This is a genomic window from Sphingobium baderi, from assembly GCF_001456115.1.
Classification (GTDB): Bacteria; Pseudomonadota; Alphaproteobacteria; order Sphingomonadales; family Sphingomonadaceae; genus Sphingobium; species Sphingobium baderi_A.
This window is the reverse complement of sequence record NZ_CP013264.1, coordinates 1,671,944-1,689,361: the sequence shown is the minus strand read 5'-3', so window position 1 is coordinate 1,689,361 and position 17,418 is coordinate 1,671,944. Positions and strand designations below refer to the sequence as shown.

Here is a 17,418-nt window from a genome sequence, read left to right as displayed (position 1 = left end):
GCCTTGCACCGCACTCTAAAGCCGACACTGACGGAAAACACCTGCTTGTCGGTGTTGTGCGGCCGTGTCGTGCATTGGGTTGTCCGAGAATCACTGTCGGATTGAGAAACTGTCCGACAATGCGAGTCGAGGGGTTTTCCGGCGCCGTGGAATGACTTCCATCAGGCCACACTTTCCCGCAAGCTGCCTGTCTGAAAACCACCCAACCTGCCATCGTCATCTAAACCGGCCGATGCCCCTTGCGCCATTTGGTGAACAAATGCCGCGCCAGCATCATCGGGGGCATCCGCAGCCAGTGCGAGCGGAGATAGAAGGCAAAGCGCAGCCCTTTGCGCGTTTCCCTGCCCCAGCCGTCGCGGGCCAGCAGACGGGCGATGACGATCCGATCCCACGGCGTGAGCCGCCTCCGCCCTTCTCCATAAAGCGCATCGGCCAGCCGCCGCGCCTGCCGCACATGGCGCGACAGGCCATGCCGCCCGGCGCGCGTTTCCAGCGCTCCGGCGTCCACCTCCCCCAGCAGGCAATATATGTCCCACAAGTTCCGCAGACCGCCCGCCAGATCGCCATCCGCCAGCAGATGCGCGACCGCGTGGCAGATCCGGTCTTCCGGCGACAGGACATATAATCCGCCGGTTACGGAAATGGCGTCCGCGATCATCGCCCCCGCATCCGGCGTTTGCCTTGCCGTCAGCGGCAGGATGGTGTGATGCACGTCGATCATCCGGTCCCGCTCCTGATGGATCATCGGCGGCAGTTCATGCATCCACTGACGGTAATAGGCGTCGTCATATGGATCGGGCTTCACCCACTCCCATCCCGCCGCCATCAAATATTTCTCCACCTCCGCCATCGCATTGCGCGGCACGAGGATATCGAGATCGCCAATGAACCGCCCCTCCCCAGCCTTCAACCTCGCAGCCGCATAAGCGGTGCCCTTGAGCAACACGACCCGCAACCCCAGCGGCTTCAGCGCGACCGCCGCACGATCCGCCTCCCATAGCGCCTGCCGTGCCTCCCACTCGGCATCCAACCGTGCGTCGGCCAGCACGAAGCGCACTGCTTCCGGCACTGGCATGTCGCCGATCCGCACGGCGAGTGTACCAATCAACCGCTCCGCCCGCGCCATGGCGATCAGCATATTCCATTGCTCCGCCCCGAACGCCGCGACGGTGCCGGGCTCCCGCAAAGCGCAGACAAGCGGCAACGCATTCACGCGCGTTGTTCCCACAGTCGTTCGACCATGGCGATGGCCTCGTTGCCCGATGGGAAATCGATAGCCTTGGCCGGCACGGTTTTCACAAAGCGGGTCAGCGCCGCAAAACCCGGCTCGCCCAGCGCCACATAATTGGTCGACGCCTGTGTCAACCGCATGAACGTCTCTCCATGTCCAACGGAACGGATATCCGGCGCATGGCCGAATCGGGGAAACAACAGCAGTGCAGGGGAAGCGCCTTCATCCATGCGCGCCACGGCCTCGGCACGGGGCACCATATGGCGAATGTCGCCCTTGGCCGTGCCGGCCATCAGCGGCCCCATCCGCTCCGCAGGCACTTCAGCCGCCATCACGCCGATCGCCCGGTTCTTGAGCGAGACGAGGCGAGGAAAGGGCAGCACGACTCCCGTCGCCAGATCGAGCAACGCAAATTCATCCCCCATTAACCGCCAGCCACGCTCGCCCAGTTGCGCCGCCAACGTGGATTTGCCTGACCCGGACTCGCCGGTCATGACCAACACGCGCCCGTTCTTTTCCACGCTGGAGGCATGGAGGAGCAAGTGCCGCCGCCAGCCTAGCGCCATTTGCAGGTTCATCCCCATCTCTGCGGCGAGCAGGCCATGCGGCAGGCTCATGGGCGCGGCATCGGCCAGGCCGTGATCACCGGTAATGAAGATGGATGGGCGCAGCCAGCGGCGCAACGCCCCGGCCGGCTCGAGCCGGACGGTGAAATCGGCGAAATCGCCCGCAGGCGCGGGATAGTCGGCATAGAGGCGCTTCAATTCCCGGATCGGGTCTGGCCATGCCGACCCGATGCGAAAGGTCGCCGGGCCAATGGAAAGGGTGATACGATGCTTCATGCGGCTGTGCGGATTAACCCCAGCGCCGTCATGTTCACCAGATGTCCCTCTATCTCCGCCAGCGCGGTGCCAGCCGGTCCCAGGTCGTAGAGGCGCGATAACCGTTCATACAGGATTTGCGCCGACGCCGGGGCGCTATCCTTCAGCGCGGCCAGGATTTCCGGCACGGGACTGATAACCATATGCGTCTGGCCGGAGGGGCGGTGATAGAGCAGCACCATGTCATCAAGGATTCGGGAAATAATGCTTCCCTGCGCCTCCTCATGATAGCATTGATCGACTGTCACAGCCCTACCCCGTTTAATTGCCGCCTCCGCCATAACGCAAAGGGGTAAGCAGGTGACTAACGCATCCCGATCACACTGGCGATGTCGCCCTGGAATAATGCTGCACACTCAGGCTTTGACAGGCACGAAAATATTCATCCAGCGCATGAGACAGCCGATACGGACTGGTCGCAGCGGCCAGTTGTTCCGGAGAGGCGGGATGGGCCAACGCCCATTCAATGGCGCGTGCGAAGGCTGCCTCATCCCCGACCGGAACCGGATCATGCTGTCCTGCCGCCTGCAACACAGGCCGGATATTAGCCGTGCTATCGGTCGCCACCACGCCCGCGCCGCAACCCAGTGCTTCGATGACGGTGCCGGCCAATCCTTCCCATCGGGAAGGCTGAAGCAGCAGGTCGACCTGCCCCATCATGGCTGCGAGTTGCTGGGGATCAATGACGAAACCAAGGAAATCGACCCTGTCGCTGATACCCAGTTCCTCGCATAGCTGGCCAAGTTCTTCGCGCAACGGGCCATCGCCCGCAATTTTCAAGCGCCAGTCGATATGCGGCAAGCGAGCCAGCGCTCGCAGCGCCAGCGCGTGATCCTTCTGCACGGTAAGACGACCGGCCATGAGCAAGCGGAAGGGATCGTCCAGATGGCGGCGTTGCCGTGCCGCGAACGCGGCCTCCATCGCTGGCGTTACGCTAGGACGCGGCAACAGGCGGACGTCATGTGCCGCCAACGGTCCCGGCGCCATCAGCATGCGGCGATCCTGCTCTCCCATCACTATGGTCATCGCACAGGCGCGAGCTATGGCGCGAAAACGGCGGAGTCGGAAATAAGCGGCCAGACGCCTTTGATGAGCATAAATCAGAGGATTGGAAATACGCCCGACCGCGCGCGTGCCAGTACCCAACGCTGCCAGAGCAACCAGCATATTGCTTTGATTTCCGGCAGAACAGAGGATTGCGGGACGATGCCGTCTTATCATGGCCGCCAAGGCGGGAAATTGCGCGATCATCGCCAGACGTCGGGGCAAAGGCGGCGACGGCACGCGACGCACCGTGACCGCCGGATCGATCAGCCCTGCCACTGGTCCTTCCCTTCGCGCCATCCACAATTCAGCCCGCACGCCGCGCCGCGCAAGATGGCTGGCAAACAGAATGGCAATCCGATCCAGCCCGCCGTCGCTCGGCTCATAAAGATAGATCGCAATGGAAAAAGATTCCGCCACCGGCGGACGGGTATGAAACATGGAGGCCTCTAAACACTGCGCCGTAATGCAACGGCATCAACGCTAAAAAGCCATATGCGCTCCCTGGAAAATCAACGCGGCATCTGAAGTGAGGCGTAGCAGGTAAAGCCGCTGGTGCCCGATTGAAGGCGACGAATATAGTTCAGATAGGCCTGATTCTGCTCATAGCCGGTCCCCGGCAGCGGCCTTCCCCGCAAAGCCTGCTTCACCTGTTCGCCGGTATAGCTCCGTCCCGCCGCGGGAAAGGCGCCGGGCGTTCCGGCGGGCACGACCTGTCCGTTGGGCGCGATATAGTTGCCCGCCCGCGCCTGATCGGGCACGGGGATGGTACAGTTGAGGACGGACGCAGCGGTATTGGCGAGCGCGGGACGTATCGATACGATGGCTGACGCGGCGATCGCGCCACCCATCAGCAATTGCCGACGCGACGACACCGGCTCGTGCGCCGTCTCTTGCCCTTCCTGCGCGGAGGGTTGCTGAGGATCATCCTGTCCGGTCATGGGCTCGCTCATTTCGTCATGATCCGCTATCGCGCTTGCCAAAGCGTAAATTTTACGCGCTATACCTCTAGCCATCGCAGTAAAAGCCGGAAGAATCCAGCGCGGTAACCATGAATCGACTGAGCGTATCGCAGATCACGGCTTCCATCGCCATGCTGTTGCTGGGCACAGGAGGCGCACTTTTGCTCGGCGCGTCGCCGCTGGCCATCGTGCTGCCGGTGCTGGCGGGTGTGCTCGTCCTTCTGATCTCGACGCAAGGAGGCCAGCGTGGCATTGTCCAGGAACGCGTGGAGGATGCGCCACTATCCCCCAGGCTGATCGACCAGCCCGGCTTTGCCGATCTTTTGGAGGGCATAGCCGACCCGCTTCTGCTGATCGAGAAAGGACGCATTCTGCGCGCCAATCGCGCGGCGCGACTGTTGCTGGGCGCATATATCGAGGGTGAGGATGCCCGCATCGCCATCCGCCATCCGGCAGCCGCCGAAAGGTTGACGAACATGGCGGCGATGACCGAAGCGGATATGGTTGAACTGGTGGGGCTAGGCGCGCGGGACCAGCGCTGGCAAATGCGGATCGCTCCCTTTGGCGCGGCGGAAGAAATGTGGCGGCTAGTCCATCTGGTCGATCATAGCGGCGCTTATGCGGCGGAGCGGATGCGGGTCGATTTTGTGGCCAATGCCAGCCATGAACTGCGGACTCCGCTGGCTGGGATATTGGGCTTCATCGAAACGCTGGCCGACCCGGAACTGGGCAAGGACACCGAAACGCGGCAACGCTTCCTGAAGATCATGGACGGTGAAGCGCGGCGGATGCAGCGTCTGATCGACGACCTTATCTCCCTGTCGCGGATCGAAGCCGACAAATACCGCGCGCCCGACAGCGCGGTCGATCTTTCCGGCCTGGTGGCGGAAGTCGCGGGCGTGTTCCGCACCAGCCATGGCGAGCGTGGGGCGGAGGTGGAAATCAGTATCGACGCCGGTCTGCCGCCCGTCCGGGGCGATCGCGCGCAGCTTTCCCAGTTGCTGCATAATCTGATCGGCAATTCCGCCAAATATGGCCGCCCCGGCACGCCGATCCGCGTGACCCTGACGGAAGGCCCGAGCGGCATGACGCGGCTGACCGTGGCGGACGAGGGCGAAGGGATCGCGCCCGATCACCTGCCGCGCCTGACGGAGCGTTTCTATCGCGTGGATTCGGGCCGGAGCCGGGCCATGGGCGGCACCGGGCTGGGTCTGGCCATCGTCAAGCATATCGTGGAGCGCCATCGGGGGCGGATGGACATCAGCAGCATCGTGGGCAAGGGGACGACCATAGTCGTGCTGCTGCCGAAGATGCCTGCCGGCGAAATCATGAATGAGATGGCGAAGGGATAGCGTTTTTGCGGCGTTCCTATCCTATTGTCATGAAACTGAAACCTGAGTGTCACAAAGGCGCGATGAACCGCAGCTAGGCGCAGACCCATCGGGGGGCAGCGACCAGCGAATCGCGGCCTTTGCAATGATGGAGGTTTCCGTGAAGCATTTCGCTCTCTTTGCCGCGACGGCCGTGGCCGCGCTCACCCTTGCCGGCTGCGGCGATCAAAGCGGCGGCGGCGCGGGCGGAACCCGTGACCAGATCCGCGCGGTCGGTTCCTCCACCGTCTATCCCTTCGCCACGGCGGTCGCCGAACTGTTCGTGCAGGGCAATCCGGGCATGAAGTCGCCGATCATCGAATCGACCGGCACGGGCGGCGGCATGAAGCTGTTCTGCGCGGGCGTAGGCGCGCAATATCCCGACATCGCCGACGCATCGCGCCGCATGAAGAAGGCCGAGTTCGAGATGTGCCAGCAAAATGGCGTCAAGGACATCGTGGAGATCCAGATCGGCGTCGATGGCCTCGCCTTCGCCGAATCGAGCAAGGGACCGGGTTTCAAGCTGACCCCCAAGATCGTCTATGAGGCGCTGGCCGCCAACCCCTATGGCAAGGGCCCGAACAAGGCGCAGAGCTGGAAGGATGTGGACCCCAGCCTGCCCGCCATTCCCATTTCCGTCTTTGGCCCGCCGTCGACCAGCGGCACGCGCGATTCGCTGGCCGAGCTGATCCTGGAGAAGGGCTGCCAGAGCGACGAGGCGATGAAGGCGCTCAAGGAAAAGAATGAGGACGAATATAAGGCCACCTGCACCCGCATCCGCGAGGACGGCAAATATGTGGACTCAGGCGAAAACGACAATCTGATCGTGCAGAAGCTGGGCGCCAATCCCAACGCGCTGGGCATCTTCGGCTTCAGCTTCCTGGAAGAAAACAAGGATACGCTGAAGGACGTGCCGATCAACGGCGTCGAGGCGACCTATGAAACGGTGTCGACCGGCCAGTATCCGGGCGCGCGTCCGCTCTACATCTACGTCAAGAAGGCGCATATGCAGGCGGTTCCGGGGCTTCAGGCCTATCTGAACGCCTTCGCCGCCAATTGGGCCCCGGACGGCCCGCTGACCAAGCGCGGCATGGTCGCAGCGCCCGACGATGTGCGGAAGGCGAGCGCGGAAGCGGTGAAATCGCTGACCGTGCTGGATGGTTCGGTCCTGAAATAAGCGACAGCGATGACCGGACCTGCAATCTTCCTGCTGCTGGCTGGCCTTGGCGCGATCGCCTGGGTCAGCGCGCGCGCGCGCGCGCTGCGGTTGCAAACCGTGGCGCGGACGTCGGGGCGGCGTGATGCCGTGCATAGCCTGCCGGGCTATCATGGCTGGTATGTGGCGCTGTGGACACTGATCCCCGCCGCCATTTTCCTCGCCATATGGGCCAATGTGTCGCCCGGCCTGATCACCCAGACGGTGCTGAGCGACCCGGCGGCGCAGAGCCTGCCCGCCGATGCCTTCTCCCGATCCGCCATATTGGGCGAGGCGCGCAACATCGCGTCGGGCGCGCAGGCCGCCGCCTTCAACCCCGCCGCGCGGGCGCTGGTCGAACCCTATCGCACGGCCATGAACGAATATGGCATAGCAGGCGCGGCGCTGGCGCTGGTGCTCGCCTTTGCGGGCGGAGCCTATGCCTTCACCCGCGTCCGGCCCGATTTCCGGGCGCGCACGCGGGTCGAGCGGCTGGTGATGGCGTCGCTGCTGATCGCGTCGCTGCTGGCGATCGTGACCACGCTGGGTATCGTCGTGTCGCTGCTGTGGGAATCGATCCGCTTCTTTTCGATGGTGAACCCGGTCGACTTCCTGTTCGGGACCAAATGGAGCCCGCAGTCGGCGGCGATGGGTTATGGCAATAAGGACGCCTTTGGCGCGGTGCCGCTATTCTGGGGCACGATCTTCATCGGCGCGATCATCGCCATGGTGGTCGCCATCCCGCTGGGCCTGATGAGCGCCATCTACCTGACCCAATATGCGCGGCCGCAGGTCCGCAAGTGGATGAAGCCCATCCTTGAGGTGCTGGCCGGCGTCCCGACTGTGGTTTACGGCTATTTCGCGGCGCTCACCATCGCGCCTGCGCTCCGCGATTTCGCGGTGAGCGTCGGCATTCATGGCGCGAGTTCGGAAAGCGCGCTGGCGGCGGGACTGGTGATGGGGGTGATGATCATCCCCTTCGTGTCGTCCATGGCAGACGACAGCATCGCCGCCGTGCCGCAGTCGATGCGCGACGGCAGCCTCGCCATGGGCGCGACGACCAGCGAGACGATCCGCAAGGTGTTGATCCCCGCGGCGCTCCCCGGCGTGGTCGGCGGCGTGCTGCTGGCCGTCAGCCGCGCCATCGGCGAAACGATGATCGTGGTGATGGCGGCGGGCCTTGCCGCGAACCTGACGCTCAATCCCTTTTCCAGCGTGACGACAGTGACGACGCAGATCGTCCAGCTTCTGACCGGCGATCAGGAGTTCGACAGCGCCAAGACGCTGGCGGCCTTCGCGCTGGGGCTGGTGCTGTTCATCGTCACCCTGCTGCTCAACATCGTGGCCCTGCGGGTCGTGAAGAAATATCGCGAGGCTTACGAATGAGTGCGACGCGCAACCCCACCGACTGGAAGTCGGACGTGATGCAGAAGCGGATCGCGCGGCGTTATGCGGCCGAACGGCGCTTCAAGCTCATGGGCCTGTTCGCGGTGATGCTTTCCGCCGCTTTCCTCGCCTTCCTGCTGTTCACCATGCTGGGCAACGGGCTGCGCGGCTTCACCCGGACGGAGATCGCGCTGCAAGTCGATTTCCCGGCCTCGCCGCTGCTGCTCGACCCGGCCAATATCACCGATCAGGGGCTGGTCGGCGCGAACCTGCCCATGGTGACGAGCGAGGTCGCGAAGAAGGCGCTGGGGCCGGACGCCGACGCGCTGCTGTCGCCGACCGCCTGGACCAGCATCCGCGACGCGATCAAAGCCGACCCGAAGATTCTCAGCCGCACCGAAACCATCAGCGTGCCCGCCTCGACCGTGATCGACCTGGCCGCCAAGGGCAAGGGATCGCCGCAGGCCGAAGCCGCCGTCGCGCGGCTGAAGCAGCAGGGCGTGTTGTCGACCGGGTTCAACGCGAGCTTCCTGACCGGGAGCGACGGCACCGATCCGACGCAGGTCGGCATCTGGGGGGCGTTCAAGGGATCGCTGCTCACCATGCTGGTGACGCTGCTGCTGAGTTTTCCCGTGGGCGTGGCGACCGCGCTCTATCTGGAGGAATATGCGCGCAAGAGCTGGTGGACCGACATTATCGAAGTGTCGATCAACAATCTGGCGGCGGTGCCTTCGATCATCTTCGGCCTGCTGGGGCTGTCGATCTTCCTCAACTTTATGCACCTGCCGCGTTCGGCCGCGCTGGTGGGGGGCATGACGCTGGCGCTGATGACCATGCCGGTCATCGTCATCGCCGGGCGCAACGCGATCAAGTCCGTGCCGCCCAGCATCCGCGACGCGGCGCTCGGCATCGGCGCTTCCCCGGTTCAGGTGGTGTTCCAGCATGTGCTGCCGCTGGCGCTGCCCGGCATCCTCACCGGCACGATCATCGGCATGGCGCGCGCTTTGGGCGAAACCGCGCCGCTGCTGATGATCGGGATGCGCGCCTTCATCGCGACGCCGCCGGGCGGGATCACCGACCCCGCGACCGTGCTACCGGTGCAGATATTCCTGTGGTCCGACGAAGTGTCGAAGGGCTTTGTCGAAAAAACGTCCGCCGCCATCATCGTGCTGCTGGTCTTCCTGCTCGCGATGAACGGCCTCGCCATATACCTGCGTAACAAGTTTGAAAAACGGTGGTAAATATGATGCATGAACCGCAAACGCTGACCCCCGCCACCGAAACCAAGATGACCGCGCGCGACGTCAAGGTGTTCTATGGCGACAAGCAGGCGATCAAGGGCGTGTCGATCGACGTCGACATGGACAATGTGACGGCCTTCATCGGTCCTTCGGGCTGCGGCAAGTCGACTTTCCTGCGGACGCTCAACCGCATGAACGACACGGTGGCGAGCGCCCGCGTCGAAGGCGCGATCACGCTGGACGGGGAGGATATCTATGCCCCTTCCATGGATGTGGTGCAGTTGCGCGCACGGGTGGGCATGGTGTTCCAGAAGCCCAATCCCTTCCCCAAGTCGATCTACGAGAATATCGCTTACGGGCCGCGCATCCACGGGCTGGCGGCGGGCAAGGCCGATCTGGACGTGATCGTCGAAAAGTCGCTGCGCCGCGCGGGGCTGTGGGACGAGGTGAAGGACCGGCTGCACGACAGCGGCACGGCGCTTTCGGGCGGGCAGCAGCAGCGGCTTTGCATCGGGCGGGCCATCGCGGTGGAACCCGAAGTGATCCTGATGGACGAACCCTGTTCCGCGCTCGATCCCATCGCGACGGCGAAGATCGAGGAACTGATCCACGAATTGCGCGGGCGTTACGCCATCGTCATCGTCACGCACAATATGCAGCAAGCGGCGCGCGTGTCGCAGCGGACGGCCTTTTTCCACCTGGGCGAGCTGGTGGAATATGGCGTGACGTCCGACATCTTCACCAATCCGCGGCAGGAACGGACCAAGGATTACATCACCGGGCGCTACGGCTGACTTTGGGGCCGACCGGCGCGGGAGAGAGACAAGACATGGCTGAACATACGATCAAGGCGTTCGACGAGGAAATCGACAAGCTGCGCGGCCTTATCGCCGAGATGGGCGGGCGCGCGGAGGCGGCGATAGAAAATGCGATGCTGTCGCTGCAACGGCATGACAAGAAACTGGCCGCGCAAGTGGTGGCCGAGGACAAGCGCATCGACGCGCTGGAATCGGAGGTCGAGAAGCTGGTGATCCAGATCATCGCCCTGCGCGCCCCGATGGCGAACGACCTGCGCGACGTGATCGCCGCATTGCGGATCGTGAGCGTGGTGGAGCGGATCGGCGACTATGCCAAGAACATCGCCAAGCGCGTGCCCTCCATCGCCACCAACAAGCGGACGCTGGAGCCGATGTCGATGCTGCCGTCCATGGGGCAGGTGGCGGGCGAGATGGTGCATGATGCGCTCAACGCCTTCGCCGCGCGGGACGCGGACCTGGCCGTGGCGGTGATCGAGCGGGACACGGTGGTGGACGATTTCTATGACAGCGTCTTCCGCTCGCTGGTCACCTACATGGTCGAAAATCCCAAGACGATCAGCGAATGCGCGCATCTGCTGTTCGTCGCCAAGAATATCGAGCGGATCGGCGACCATGCGACCAATGTGGCCGAGATGGTCTATTATGCCGCGACCGGCCAGACGGCGCCCGACCGCGAACGCGGCGGCAGCGGCCAGGCGGAGGATTGAGCGTGGCCCGTGCCAAGATGCTGCTGGTCGAGGATGACGCGGCGCTCGCCGAACTGCTGATCTGGCATTTCAAGCGGGAGGATTTCGAGGTCGCCCACACGGTCGACGGCGAGGAGGCGCTGCTGCTGGCGCAGGAGAACGCGCCGGACATCGTGCTGCTCGACTGGATGGTGGAGAGCCTGTCGGGGATCGAGGTGTGCCGCCGCCTGCGCCGCATGAACGGGACGGCCAACGTGCCGATCATCATGCTGACCGCGCGGGGCGAGGAAGAGGACCGCGTGCGCGGCCTGGAGACGGGCGCGGACGATTATGTGACCAAGCCCTTTTCGCCGCGCGAGCTGGTGGCGCGCGTGGGTGCGGTGCTGCGGCGGGTGCGGCCCGCGCTGGCCGGAGAGACGCTGAGCTTCGCCGATGTCGAGATGGACACGGTGGGTCACAAGGTCCGGCGCGGCGGACAGGTGGTTCCGCTGGGGCCGACCGAGTTCCGCTTGTTGAAGCACTTTCTGGAGCATCCGGGCTGGGTCTTTTCACGCGAGCGGCTGCTCGACAGCGTGTGGGGGCAGGACAGCGACATCGAGCTGCGGACCGTGGACGTGCATATCCGCCGCCTCCGCAAGGCGATCAACGCGGACGGCAAATATCAGGACATCATCCGGACGGTGCGCTCGGCGGGCTATGCGCTGGATACGGATGGGGTGGCGTAGCGGCGCTATCCGATTTGGGTGGGAAGCTGAGATTGCCCGTGTAATGATGGAGCCATGAACCCTTATCCAAAAATCCAGCTCAGCCACCTTCGGCAGATTGGTTGGGACCATTGGGACCCAATCGGCATCCGATCGTTCGACACAGATGATTGGAAAGAAAACGCTGCGGATGAGTACGACAGCTATCTGTTACAGGTTGTCAGTAAACTGCATCGCGGCGAGACGGCGGCGCTATCCGATTTGGGTGGGAAGCTGAGATTGCCCGTGTAATGATGGAGCCATGAACCCTTATCCAAAAATCCAGCTCAGCCACCTTCGGCAGATTGGTTGGGACCATTGGGACCCAATCGGCATCCGATCGTTCGACACAGATGATTGGAAAGAAAACGCTGCGGATGAGTACGACAGCTATCTGTTACAGGTTGTCAGTAAACTGCATCGCGGCGAGACGACTGAAGAGGCTGTTGCTTACTTAGACCGGATCGGTTCAGAGCACATGGGCCTTGGTCCGATTACGGACGAAGCTCACCGCGCATCCATTGCCACTGTCGAAGCGATTTTGGACTATCTCAAAACGTTGCCGGATGGACCGCTAGGCGGCCGCTAATGATCGTAAGCCCATTCTACCAAAACAGAAGCGCCCCGGCCTTTCAGCTGGGGCGCTTTTGTGTTTGGACGTCACGCCAAATTCAGGCCGCCGCCTTCCGCGCCTTGTCGAGTTTCTTCAGCAGCATGTCGCGCTTCAGGCGTGAGAGGTGGTCGATGAAGAGGACGCCCTGCAAATGGTCCATCTCATGCTGGAGGCAGGTGGCAAGGAGGCCTTCCAGCTGTTCCTCATGGATGCGGCCGTCGCGGTCCATCCAGCTTGCGCGGATGGTCGCGGGGCGCTCCACCTCGGCATATTGGTCGGGGACGGAGAGACAGCCTTCATTGTAGACCGACAGGTCGTCCGATCCTTCGAGGATTTCGGGGTTGATGAAGACCAGCGGCTTCTTGACCGACGGCGCGCCTTCTTCGTCCGATTCGGGTTCCTGGAGGTCGATCACCAGCACGCGCCTGGGCACGCCGACCTGAATCGCGGCGAGGCCGATGCCGGGCGCGTCATACATCGTTTCGAACATGTCGTCGATCAGGCGCTGCAAATCGTCGTCGATCGCCTCAACGGGCGTCGAAATGGTACGCAGGCGCGGATCGGGCGCCTCAAGGATGGGAAGAATGGCCATGATCGCAAAATAAGCGGATTAGCCGCTTTTTTCAAGCGACCGGACGGCGGGCGCGCAACGCCTGCGCCAAAGTGCCTTCGTCCAGATAATCCAGCTCTCCGCCGACCGGCACGCCATGGGCCAACTGGGTGAGGCGGATGGGGAAACGCTCCAGCCTTTCGGCGAGATAATGGGCGGTCGTCTGCCCCTCCAGCGTGGCGTTCATGGCGAGGACGACTTCGTCTATGCCGCCCGCCTCCACGCGCGCGACCAGCGTGTCGATGCCGAGGTCTTCAGGCCGCACGCCCTCCAGCGCGGACAGGCGGCCGCCCAGCACATGGAAACGGCCGGGGAAAAGGCGCGACTTGTCGAGCGCCCACAGGTCCGGCACATCCTCCACCACGCAGAGCGCGCGGGCGTCGCGGCGCGGATCGGCGCAGATGCCGCAGGGATCGACCGTGTCGACATTGCCGCATATGCCGCAGGTGACGAGCCGTTCGTTCACGGCCTCCAATGCGCGCAAGAGCGGTTCGAGCGCGGTTTCGCGCTTCTTGAGCAGGTGCAGCACGGCCCGCCGCGCCGAACGGGGGCCAAGGCCCGGCAGGCGGGAAAGCGCCTGCGTCAGCGCGTCGATTTCTGGAGAAGCCATGGAACCGAGATAAGGGCTTGCAAGCTGAGGGTCAAAAGAGTTTGAGAGGCTTCCTCGGAAATGCGCCGGCAAGCGCATTTCGGATGCGGTGCCAGGGAACCAAGCAAGAAGGCCGTTATGCGTATCGTCTATATGGGCACCCCCGATTTCGCCGTTCCGGCGCTCGACGCGCTGGCGCGGGCCGGGCATGAGATCGTCGCGGTCTATAGCCAGCCGCCGCGTCCGGCGGGCCGGGGCAAGGCGCTGCGCCCCTCCCCCGTGCACAGCCGCGCCGAAGAAAGGGGGGTCGAAGTGCGGACGCCGCTGACGCTGAAGGACGCGGCGGTGCAGGCCGATTTCGCGGCGCTCAAGGCCGATGCGGCGGTCGTGGCGGCCTATGGGCTGATCCTGCCCAGGGCGATATTGGATGCGCCGCGTTTCGGGTGCCTCAATATCCATGCCTCGCTGCTGCCGCGCTGGCGGGGCGCCGCGCCGATCCAGCGGGCGATCCTGTCGGGCGATAATCTGAGCGGCGTCACGATCATGGACATGGAAGCGGGGTTGGACACCGGTCCGATGCGCGCCAAGCATGTGACGCCGATCGAGGACAAGACGGCAGGTGAATTGACGCAGGAACTGGCGGAGGCGGGCGGCGCGTTGATGGTGGAGGTGCTCGATGACCTGTCGCTGCATCCGCCGGTGCCGCAGCCGGAAGAGGGCGTCACCTACGCCGCGAAGATCGACAAGGCGGAAGCGCGGATCGACTTTTCGCGGGACGCGCATCAGGTCGAGCGGCAAGTGCGCGCCTTCAACCCCTTTCCCGGCGCGTTCTTCGAATATCGCGGCGAGCGGTTCCGGGTGCTCGCGGCGCAGGTGGAGGAGCATGGCGGAGCGGCGGGCGAACTGCTCGACAACAGCCTGCTGATCGGGTGCGGGCATGGCGCGATCCGGCCCACGCTGATCCAGCGGGCGGGCAAGGGCGCGATGTCGGCGGGGGAATTGCTGCGCGGGTTCGACATGCCCGCGGGCAGCCGGGTCGATGGCTGAGCCCTACATGGCCGTTCGATAATCCATGACCCGCTTCGCTTTCACCGTGGAATTTGACGGGCGGCCCTTCATGGGCTGGCAGCGGCAGGCGCATGGGCCAAGCGTGCAGCAGGCCATGGAGGACGCGATCTTCGCTGTCACGGGCGAGCGCGCCGTGATCCATGCGGCGGGGCGGACCGACGCGGGGGTGCATGGGCTGGCGATGCGGTGCCATGCCGATGTCGAAAAGGACATGCCGCCCTTCCGGCTGATGGAGGCGGTCAATGCGCGGCTGCGGCCCCATCCCGTCGCGGTGCTGGCGTGCGAGGCGGTACCGGATGACTGGCATGCGCGCTTTTCCTGCGTGGGGCGGTCCTATGTCTATCGCATCGTCAACCGGCGCGCGCCGCTGACATGGGAAAGCGGGCTGGCGTGGCGGGTGATCCAGCCGCTCGATGAAAAGGCGATGCAGGAAGCGGCGCAAGTGCTCGTCGGGTTGCATGACTTCACGACGTTCCGTTCGGCCCATTGCCAGTCGACAAGCCCCATAAAGACGCTCGACCGGCTGGACGTGGAGCGGGCGGGCGACCGGATCGCGATCCATGCGGCGGCGCGGTCGTTCCTCCATCATCAGGTGCGCTCGATGGTGGGCTGCCTCGCCATGGTGGGCATGGGACGGTGGAGCGCGACGGACATGCAAAGGGCGCTGGAGGCGCGGGACCGGGCGGCGCTGGCGCTCAACGCGCCGCCGGACGGGCTGTATTTCGTGCGGGCGGACTATCCGGCTTGAGGATCAGATGCGGGTGCGGAAGGGCGTGAAGTTCGTGCCCTCGTCATAGACGTCCAGCCCTTCGCGGCGCTTGAGCGTGTTGACGGCGAGGTAGGTGACGGGCGTCAGCACCGCTTCCCATGCCACCTTCATCGCCCAGTTGGTGACCATCACGGTCAGAACCTGCGCGGTGGTCCAGTTGCCGTAAAAGGCCAGCGGATAGAAAAGCAGGCTGTCCACCCCCTGCCCCACGATCGTCGAGCCGATGGTGCGGGTCCACAGATGCTTGCCTTTGGTCAGCAGCTTCATCTTCGCCAGGACGAAGCTGTTCGCCAGTTCCCCCGCCCAGAAGGCGACGAGCGAGGCAAAGACGATGCGCCAGGTGCTGCCGAACACGGCTTCATAGGCTTTCTGGTCGGGCCAGCCCTGCGCCGGGGGGAGCCCCACCACGACCCAGCTCATCAGCGCCATGAACAGCATCGCGACGAACCCCGCCCAGACGCAGCGCCGCGCGCGGGCATAGCCATAGACTTCGGTCAGGACGTCGCCGATCACATAGCCCAGCGGAAAGAACAATATGCCCGCGCCAAACGTGACGCCGCCCAGCGAGGACAGCTTGGCCGCGCCGATCAGGTTGGACAGCAGCAGGATCGCGACGAAGGCCGCCATGAAGAAATCGAAATAGCGCAGCGGGCGTGCCCCCAGCGTCGCCGCATCGATTTTCCGGACCCCCGCGTCGTTCATGCATGTTGCATATCCTGTGCGTGCAGGATTGCAAATGCCGCTGATGATTGCACACCGCCCCAAGCGCCGCTATCGAGCGCAACGATGGCCCCGTAGCTCAGCTGGATAGAGCATTCGCCTTCTAAGCGAATGGTCGCAGGTTCGAATCCTGCCGGGGTCGCCATTCCTGCCCAGCCGGGATAGCGCGGTGAACGCTGAGGCAGCCGCGCGAGCGGTCAATAAGCCGAACCCAGGCAGAAGTCCTTGAGCGCGCGGGCATCATATAGGGCGTTGTGGGGCATCCTGCTGTTCGCGGCCGCGCTGAAACCCGCCGCGTTGATCAATTCCAGACGCAGCCCGTCGATGGTGATCATCTCGCCCGGTCCAGTCACCAGCAGATGACAGAAATAGCCCAGATCGTCCGGCCAGTCCGCCACGATCACCGGGTCCGGGTCGTTCGCCAGATAGACTTCGATATGCCGCGCCGCCTGTTCGCGGCTCAACATATGATCGACCCCCAGCGGAACGGACCGGAGATAGGGAATGACGTTCTGCTGCACCCATGAATGGACTTTCGCGGGAAGCGGCAACGACACGTAGAAATCCTGATCGCCATATTCCGGGACGAGCGCCAGACTGATCAAATCTCCGCCGAAGCCATTGAATTCGGTATCAAGAAAGTATCGCAATGGAGGAACGCTTTTCAAAGTGGGGAGCCAACAATGTCCGGCCGCTATGCCGCCGCGCCTCCTGTCCGTAAACCCTCCATCGCAGCTTTGCTTGGCGCATGACCGTGACATGCCATAGGAGGAGGCGAAGCCAAACCACCGCCCCATAAGAGAAAGACGTCATGCAGCCACGGGAATATATCGGATCGGCCACTGTCCCCGGTGGCGAAAAACTGACGCTCTATCGGCGCGGCGGGGATTTCATGATCGTGCTCGACCGCAATGAGTTGATGAGCAGCCGGATGAGCGGATCGGAAGAGGCGCTCGCCCATATGACCTGCGAACGGCTGCATGGCCGCAAATCCCCGCATTTCCTGATTGGCGGCTATGGCATGGGATTCACCCTGCGCGCCGCGCTCGCCGCGCTGGACGGATCGGCGCAGATCACCGTGGCCGAACTGGTGCCCGAGATCATCGCCTGGGCGCGCGGGCCGATGATCGAACTGGCGGCCGGTTGCCTCGACGATCCGCGCGTGCGCCTGATCGAGGATGATGTCGCGAACGTGATCGCTGCCGCCAGCAGCCGTTACGATGCGATACTCCTCGATGTGGATAATGGTCCCGATGGGCTGGTCCGCCAGGCCAATGATCGTCTCTATTCACCGCAAGGTCTGGCGGCAGCCATCGCCGCGCTCAGACCGGGCGGCGTGCTGGCAATATGGTCGGCGGCACCGGATGCCGCCTTTGCGCGCCGCCTGTCCCAAACCGGCCTTGTCGTCGATGAAGTCAGGGTTCGGGCCCGCAGCAACGGCAAGGGCCCGCAACATATCATCTGGTTCGCGCAAAAGGCCGCGCGCTGAACG

21 protein-coding genes and 1 tRNA gene are annotated in these 17,418 nt (G+C 63.9%); 13 read left to right on the top strand and 9 right to left on the bottom strand.

Annotated features, from left to right (window positions below; translation table 11 throughout):
- Window positions 1–220: 220 nt before the first annotated feature.
- The 5 genes from ATN00_RS08435 to ATN00_RS08415 all read right to left on the bottom strand — a co-directional run bounded on the left by ATN00_RS08435 (window position 221) and on the right by ATN00_RS08415 (window position 4,109).
- A complete protein-coding gene (locus tag ATN00_RS08435) occupies window positions 221–1,213 on the bottom strand; it encodes a nucleotidyltransferase domain-containing protein (RefSeq protein WP_062063889.1) in 993 nt (330 codons plus the stop codon).
- Complete coding sequence (locus tag ATN00_RS08430; protein ID WP_062063888.1) at window positions 1,210–2,073, bottom strand: HprK-related kinase A; 864 nt, start codon at window positions 2,071–2,073, stop codon at window positions 1,210–1,212. Before ATN00_RS08430 ends, ATN00_RS08435 begins: the two co-directional genes overlap by 4 nt.
- Entirely contained in the window at window positions 2,070–2,360 is a 291-nt protein-coding gene (locus ATN00_RS08425; protein WP_231746426.1) for an HPr-rel-A system PqqD family peptide chaperone, read from the bottom strand. Before ATN00_RS08425 ends, ATN00_RS08430 begins: the two co-directional genes overlap by 4 nt.
- A gap of 70 nt (window positions 2,361–2,430) precedes the next feature.
- Window positions 2,431–3,597 carry a glycosyltransferase gene (locus tag ATN00_RS08420; RefSeq protein WP_062063885.1) on the bottom strand — a complete coding sequence of 389 codons (1,167 nt, stop codon included), beginning with the start codon at window positions 3,595–3,597 and terminating at the stop codon, window positions 2,431–2,433.
- 71 nt (window positions 3,598–3,668) lie between these two features.
- Window positions 3,669–4,109, bottom strand: coding sequence for a hypothetical protein (locus ATN00_RS08415; RefSeq protein ID WP_062068561.1), 441 nt, complete (start codon window positions 4,107–4,109; stop codon window positions 3,669–3,671).
- A gap of 98 nt (window positions 4,110–4,207) precedes the next feature.
- Between ATN00_RS08415 and ATN00_RS08410 the strand changes: the two genes are divergently transcribed.
- The 9 genes from ATN00_RS08410 (at window position 4,208) to ATN00_RS08370 (ending at window position 12,146) form a co-directional block, all read left to right on the top strand.
- The gene (locus ATN00_RS08410; RefSeq protein ID WP_062063883.1) at window positions 4,208–5,470 is read left to right on the top strand and encodes an ATP-binding protein; all 1,263 of its coding nucleotides are present in this window, start codon (window positions 4,208–4,210) and stop codon (window positions 5,468–5,470) included.
- Between the two features lie 139 nt (window positions 5,471–5,609).
- On the top strand, window positions 5,610–6,665 hold the full coding sequence (locus ATN00_RS08405) for a substrate-binding domain-containing protein (protein ID WP_062063881.1): 1,056 nt from the start codon (window positions 5,610–5,612) through the stop codon (window positions 6,663–6,665).
- Between the two features lie 9 nt (window positions 6,666–6,674).
- Complete coding sequence (gene pstC / locus ATN00_RS08400; protein ID WP_062063878.1) at window positions 6,675–8,069, top strand: phosphate ABC transporter permease subunit PstC; 1,395 nt, start codon at window positions 6,675–6,677, stop codon at window positions 8,067–8,069.
- A complete protein-coding gene (pstA, locus tag ATN00_RS08395; RefSeq protein WP_062063876.1) occupies window positions 8,066–9,310 on the top strand; it encodes a phosphate ABC transporter permease PstA in 1,245 nt (414 codons plus the stop codon). The genes pstC and pstA overlap by 4 nt, the downstream gene beginning before the upstream one ends.
- Before the next feature lie 5 nt (window positions 9,311–9,315).
- Window positions 9,316–10,104 (top strand): phosphate ABC transporter ATP-binding protein PstB, encoded by a 789-nt coding sequence (pstB, locus tag ATN00_RS08390; RefSeq protein ID WP_156415338.1) that lies wholly within the window; start codon window positions 9,316–9,318, stop codon window positions 10,102–10,104.
- A gap of 35 nt (window positions 10,105–10,139) precedes the next feature.
- Entirely contained in the window at window positions 10,140–10,835 is a 696-nt protein-coding gene (gene phoU / locus ATN00_RS08385; protein ID WP_062063872.1) for a phosphate signaling complex protein PhoU, read from the top strand.
- Window positions 10,836–10,837: 2 nt separating this feature from the next.
- Window positions 10,838–11,539 carry a phosphate regulon transcriptional regulator PhoB gene (gene phoB / locus ATN00_RS08380; RefSeq protein ID WP_031291547.1) on the top strand — a complete coding sequence of 234 codons (702 nt, stop codon included), beginning with the start codon at window positions 10,838–10,840 and terminating at the stop codon, window positions 11,537–11,539.
- A 54-nt stretch (window positions 11,540–11,593) separates the two neighbouring features.
- Entirely contained in the window at window positions 11,594–11,809 is a 216-nt protein-coding gene (locus ATN00_RS08375; RefSeq protein ID WP_062063870.1) for a hypothetical protein, read from the top strand.
- A 10-nt stretch (window positions 11,810–11,819) separates the two neighbouring features.
- A complete protein-coding gene (locus ATN00_RS08370; protein WP_062063868.1) occupies window positions 11,820–12,146 on the top strand; it encodes a hypothetical protein in 327 nt (108 codons plus the stop codon).
- An 82-nt stretch (window positions 12,147–12,228) separates the two neighbouring features.
- Here ATN00_RS08370 and def read toward each other — a convergent pair whose 3' ends face one another.
- Together def and recR are read right to left on the bottom strand one after the other, a co-directional pair.
- Window positions 12,229–12,762 (bottom strand): peptide deformylase, encoded by a 534-nt coding sequence (gene def, locus ATN00_RS08365; RefSeq protein ID WP_021245713.1) that lies wholly within the window; start codon window positions 12,760–12,762, stop codon window positions 12,229–12,231.
- 31 nt (window positions 12,763–12,793) lie between these two features.
- On the bottom strand, window positions 12,794–13,390 hold the full coding sequence (gene recR / locus ATN00_RS08360; protein WP_062063866.1) for a recombination mediator RecR: 597 nt from the start codon (window positions 13,388–13,390) through the stop codon (window positions 12,794–12,796).
- 117 nt (window positions 13,391–13,507) lie between these two features.
- On the opposite strand from recR, the gene fmt reads away from it, so the two are divergent.
- Both fmt and truA read left to right on the top strand, forming a co-directional pair.
- On the top strand, window positions 13,508–14,416 hold the full coding sequence (fmt, locus tag ATN00_RS08355) for a methionyl-tRNA formyltransferase (protein WP_062068560.1): 909 nt from the start codon (window positions 13,508–13,510) through the stop codon (window positions 14,414–14,416).
- 25 nt (window positions 14,417–14,441) lie between these two features.
- Entirely contained in the window at window positions 14,442–15,185 is a 744-nt protein-coding gene (truA, locus tag ATN00_RS08350) for a tRNA pseudouridine(38-40) synthase TruA (protein ID WP_062063864.1), read from the top strand.
- A gap of 3 nt (window positions 15,186–15,188) precedes the next feature.
- Here the strand turns inward: truA and ATN00_RS08345 are convergent, their stop codons facing one another.
- On the bottom strand, window positions 15,189–15,908 hold the full coding sequence (locus ATN00_RS08345; RefSeq protein WP_062063862.1) for a queuosine precursor transporter: 720 nt from the start codon (window positions 15,906–15,908) through the stop codon (window positions 15,189–15,191).
- A gap of 86 nt (window positions 15,909–15,994) precedes the next feature.
- On the opposite strand from ATN00_RS08345, the gene ATN00_RS08340 reads away from it, so the two are divergent.
- Window positions 15,995–16,071 (top strand) — tRNA-Arg (locus ATN00_RS08340).
- Window positions 16,072–16,123: 52 nt separating this feature from the next.
- Here ATN00_RS08340 and ATN00_RS08335 read toward each other — a convergent pair.
- Complete coding sequence (locus ATN00_RS08335) at window positions 16,124–16,576, bottom strand: 3'-5' exoribonuclease (protein WP_062063861.1); 453 nt, start codon at window positions 16,574–16,576, stop codon at window positions 16,124–16,126.
- Window positions 16,577–16,737: 161 nt separating this feature from the next.
- Here ATN00_RS08335 and ATN00_RS08330 point away from each other — a divergent pair, with 161 nt between their 5' ends.
- Window positions 16,738–17,415, top strand: a complete 678-nt coding sequence (locus tag ATN00_RS08330) for a spermidine synthase (protein WP_062063859.1) — start codon at window positions 16,738–16,740, stop codon at window positions 17,413–17,415.
- Window positions 17,416–17,418: the final 3 nt, after the last annotated feature.

Bases quoted from the DNA above. Each gene is read 5' to 3' on its own strand.
- pstB (WP_156415338.1), top strand. From the start codon at position 9,316: ATGCATGAACCGCAAACGCTGACCCCCGCCACCGAAACCAAGATGACC.
- recR (WP_062063866.1), bottom strand. From the start codon at position 13,390: ATGGCTTCTCCAGAAATCGACGCGCTGACGCAGGCGCTTTCCCGCCTG.
- ATN00_RS08330 (WP_062063859.1), top strand. From the start codon at position 16,738: ATGCAGCCACGGGAATATATCGGATCGGCCACTGTCCCCGGTGGCGAA.
- ATN00_RS08345 (WP_062063862.1), bottom strand. From the start codon at position 15,908: ATGAACGACGCGGGGGTCCGGAAAATCGATGCGGCGACGCTGGGGGCA.
- pstC (WP_062063878.1), top strand. From the start codon at position 6,675: ATGACCGGACCTGCAATCTTCCTGCTGCTGGCTGGCCTTGGCGCGATC.
- fmt (WP_062068560.1), top strand. From the start codon at position 13,508: ATGCGTATCGTCTATATGGGCACCCCCGATTTCGCCGTTCCGGCGCTC.
- ATN00_RS08415 (WP_062068561.1), bottom strand. From the start codon at position 4,109: ATGAGCGAGCCCATGACCGGACAGGATGATCCTCAGCAACCCTCCGCG.
- ATN00_RS08370 (WP_062063868.1), top strand. From the start codon at position 11,820: ATGAACCCTTATCCAAAAATCCAGCTCAGCCACCTTCGGCAGATTGGT.
- truA (WP_062063864.1), top strand. From the start codon at position 14,442: ATGACCCGCTTCGCTTTCACCGTGGAATTTGACGGGCGGCCCTTCATG.
- phoU (WP_062063872.1), top strand. From the start codon at position 10,140: ATGGCTGAACATACGATCAAGGCGTTCGACGAGGAAATCGACAAGCTG.
- def (WP_021245713.1), bottom strand. From the start codon at position 12,762: ATGGCCATTCTTCCCATCCTTGAGGCGCCCGATCCGCGCCTGCGTACC.
- ATN00_RS08410 (WP_062063883.1), top strand. From the start codon at position 4,208: ATGAATCGACTGAGCGTATCGCAGATCACGGCTTCCATCGCCATGCTG.
- ATN00_RS08375 (WP_062063870.1), top strand. From the start codon at position 11,594: ATGAACCCTTATCCAAAAATCCAGCTCAGCCACCTTCGGCAGATTGGT.
- ATN00_RS08420 (WP_062063885.1), bottom strand. From the start codon at position 3,597: ATGTTTCATACCCGTCCGCCGGTGGCGGAATCTTTTTCCATTGCGATC.
- ATN00_RS08430 (WP_062063888.1), bottom strand. From the start codon at position 2,073: ATGAAGCATCGTATCACCCTTTCCATTGGCCCGGCGACCTTTCGCATC.
- pstA (WP_062063876.1), top strand. From the start codon at position 8,066: ATGAGTGCGACGCGCAACCCCACCGACTGGAAGTCGGACGTGATGCAG.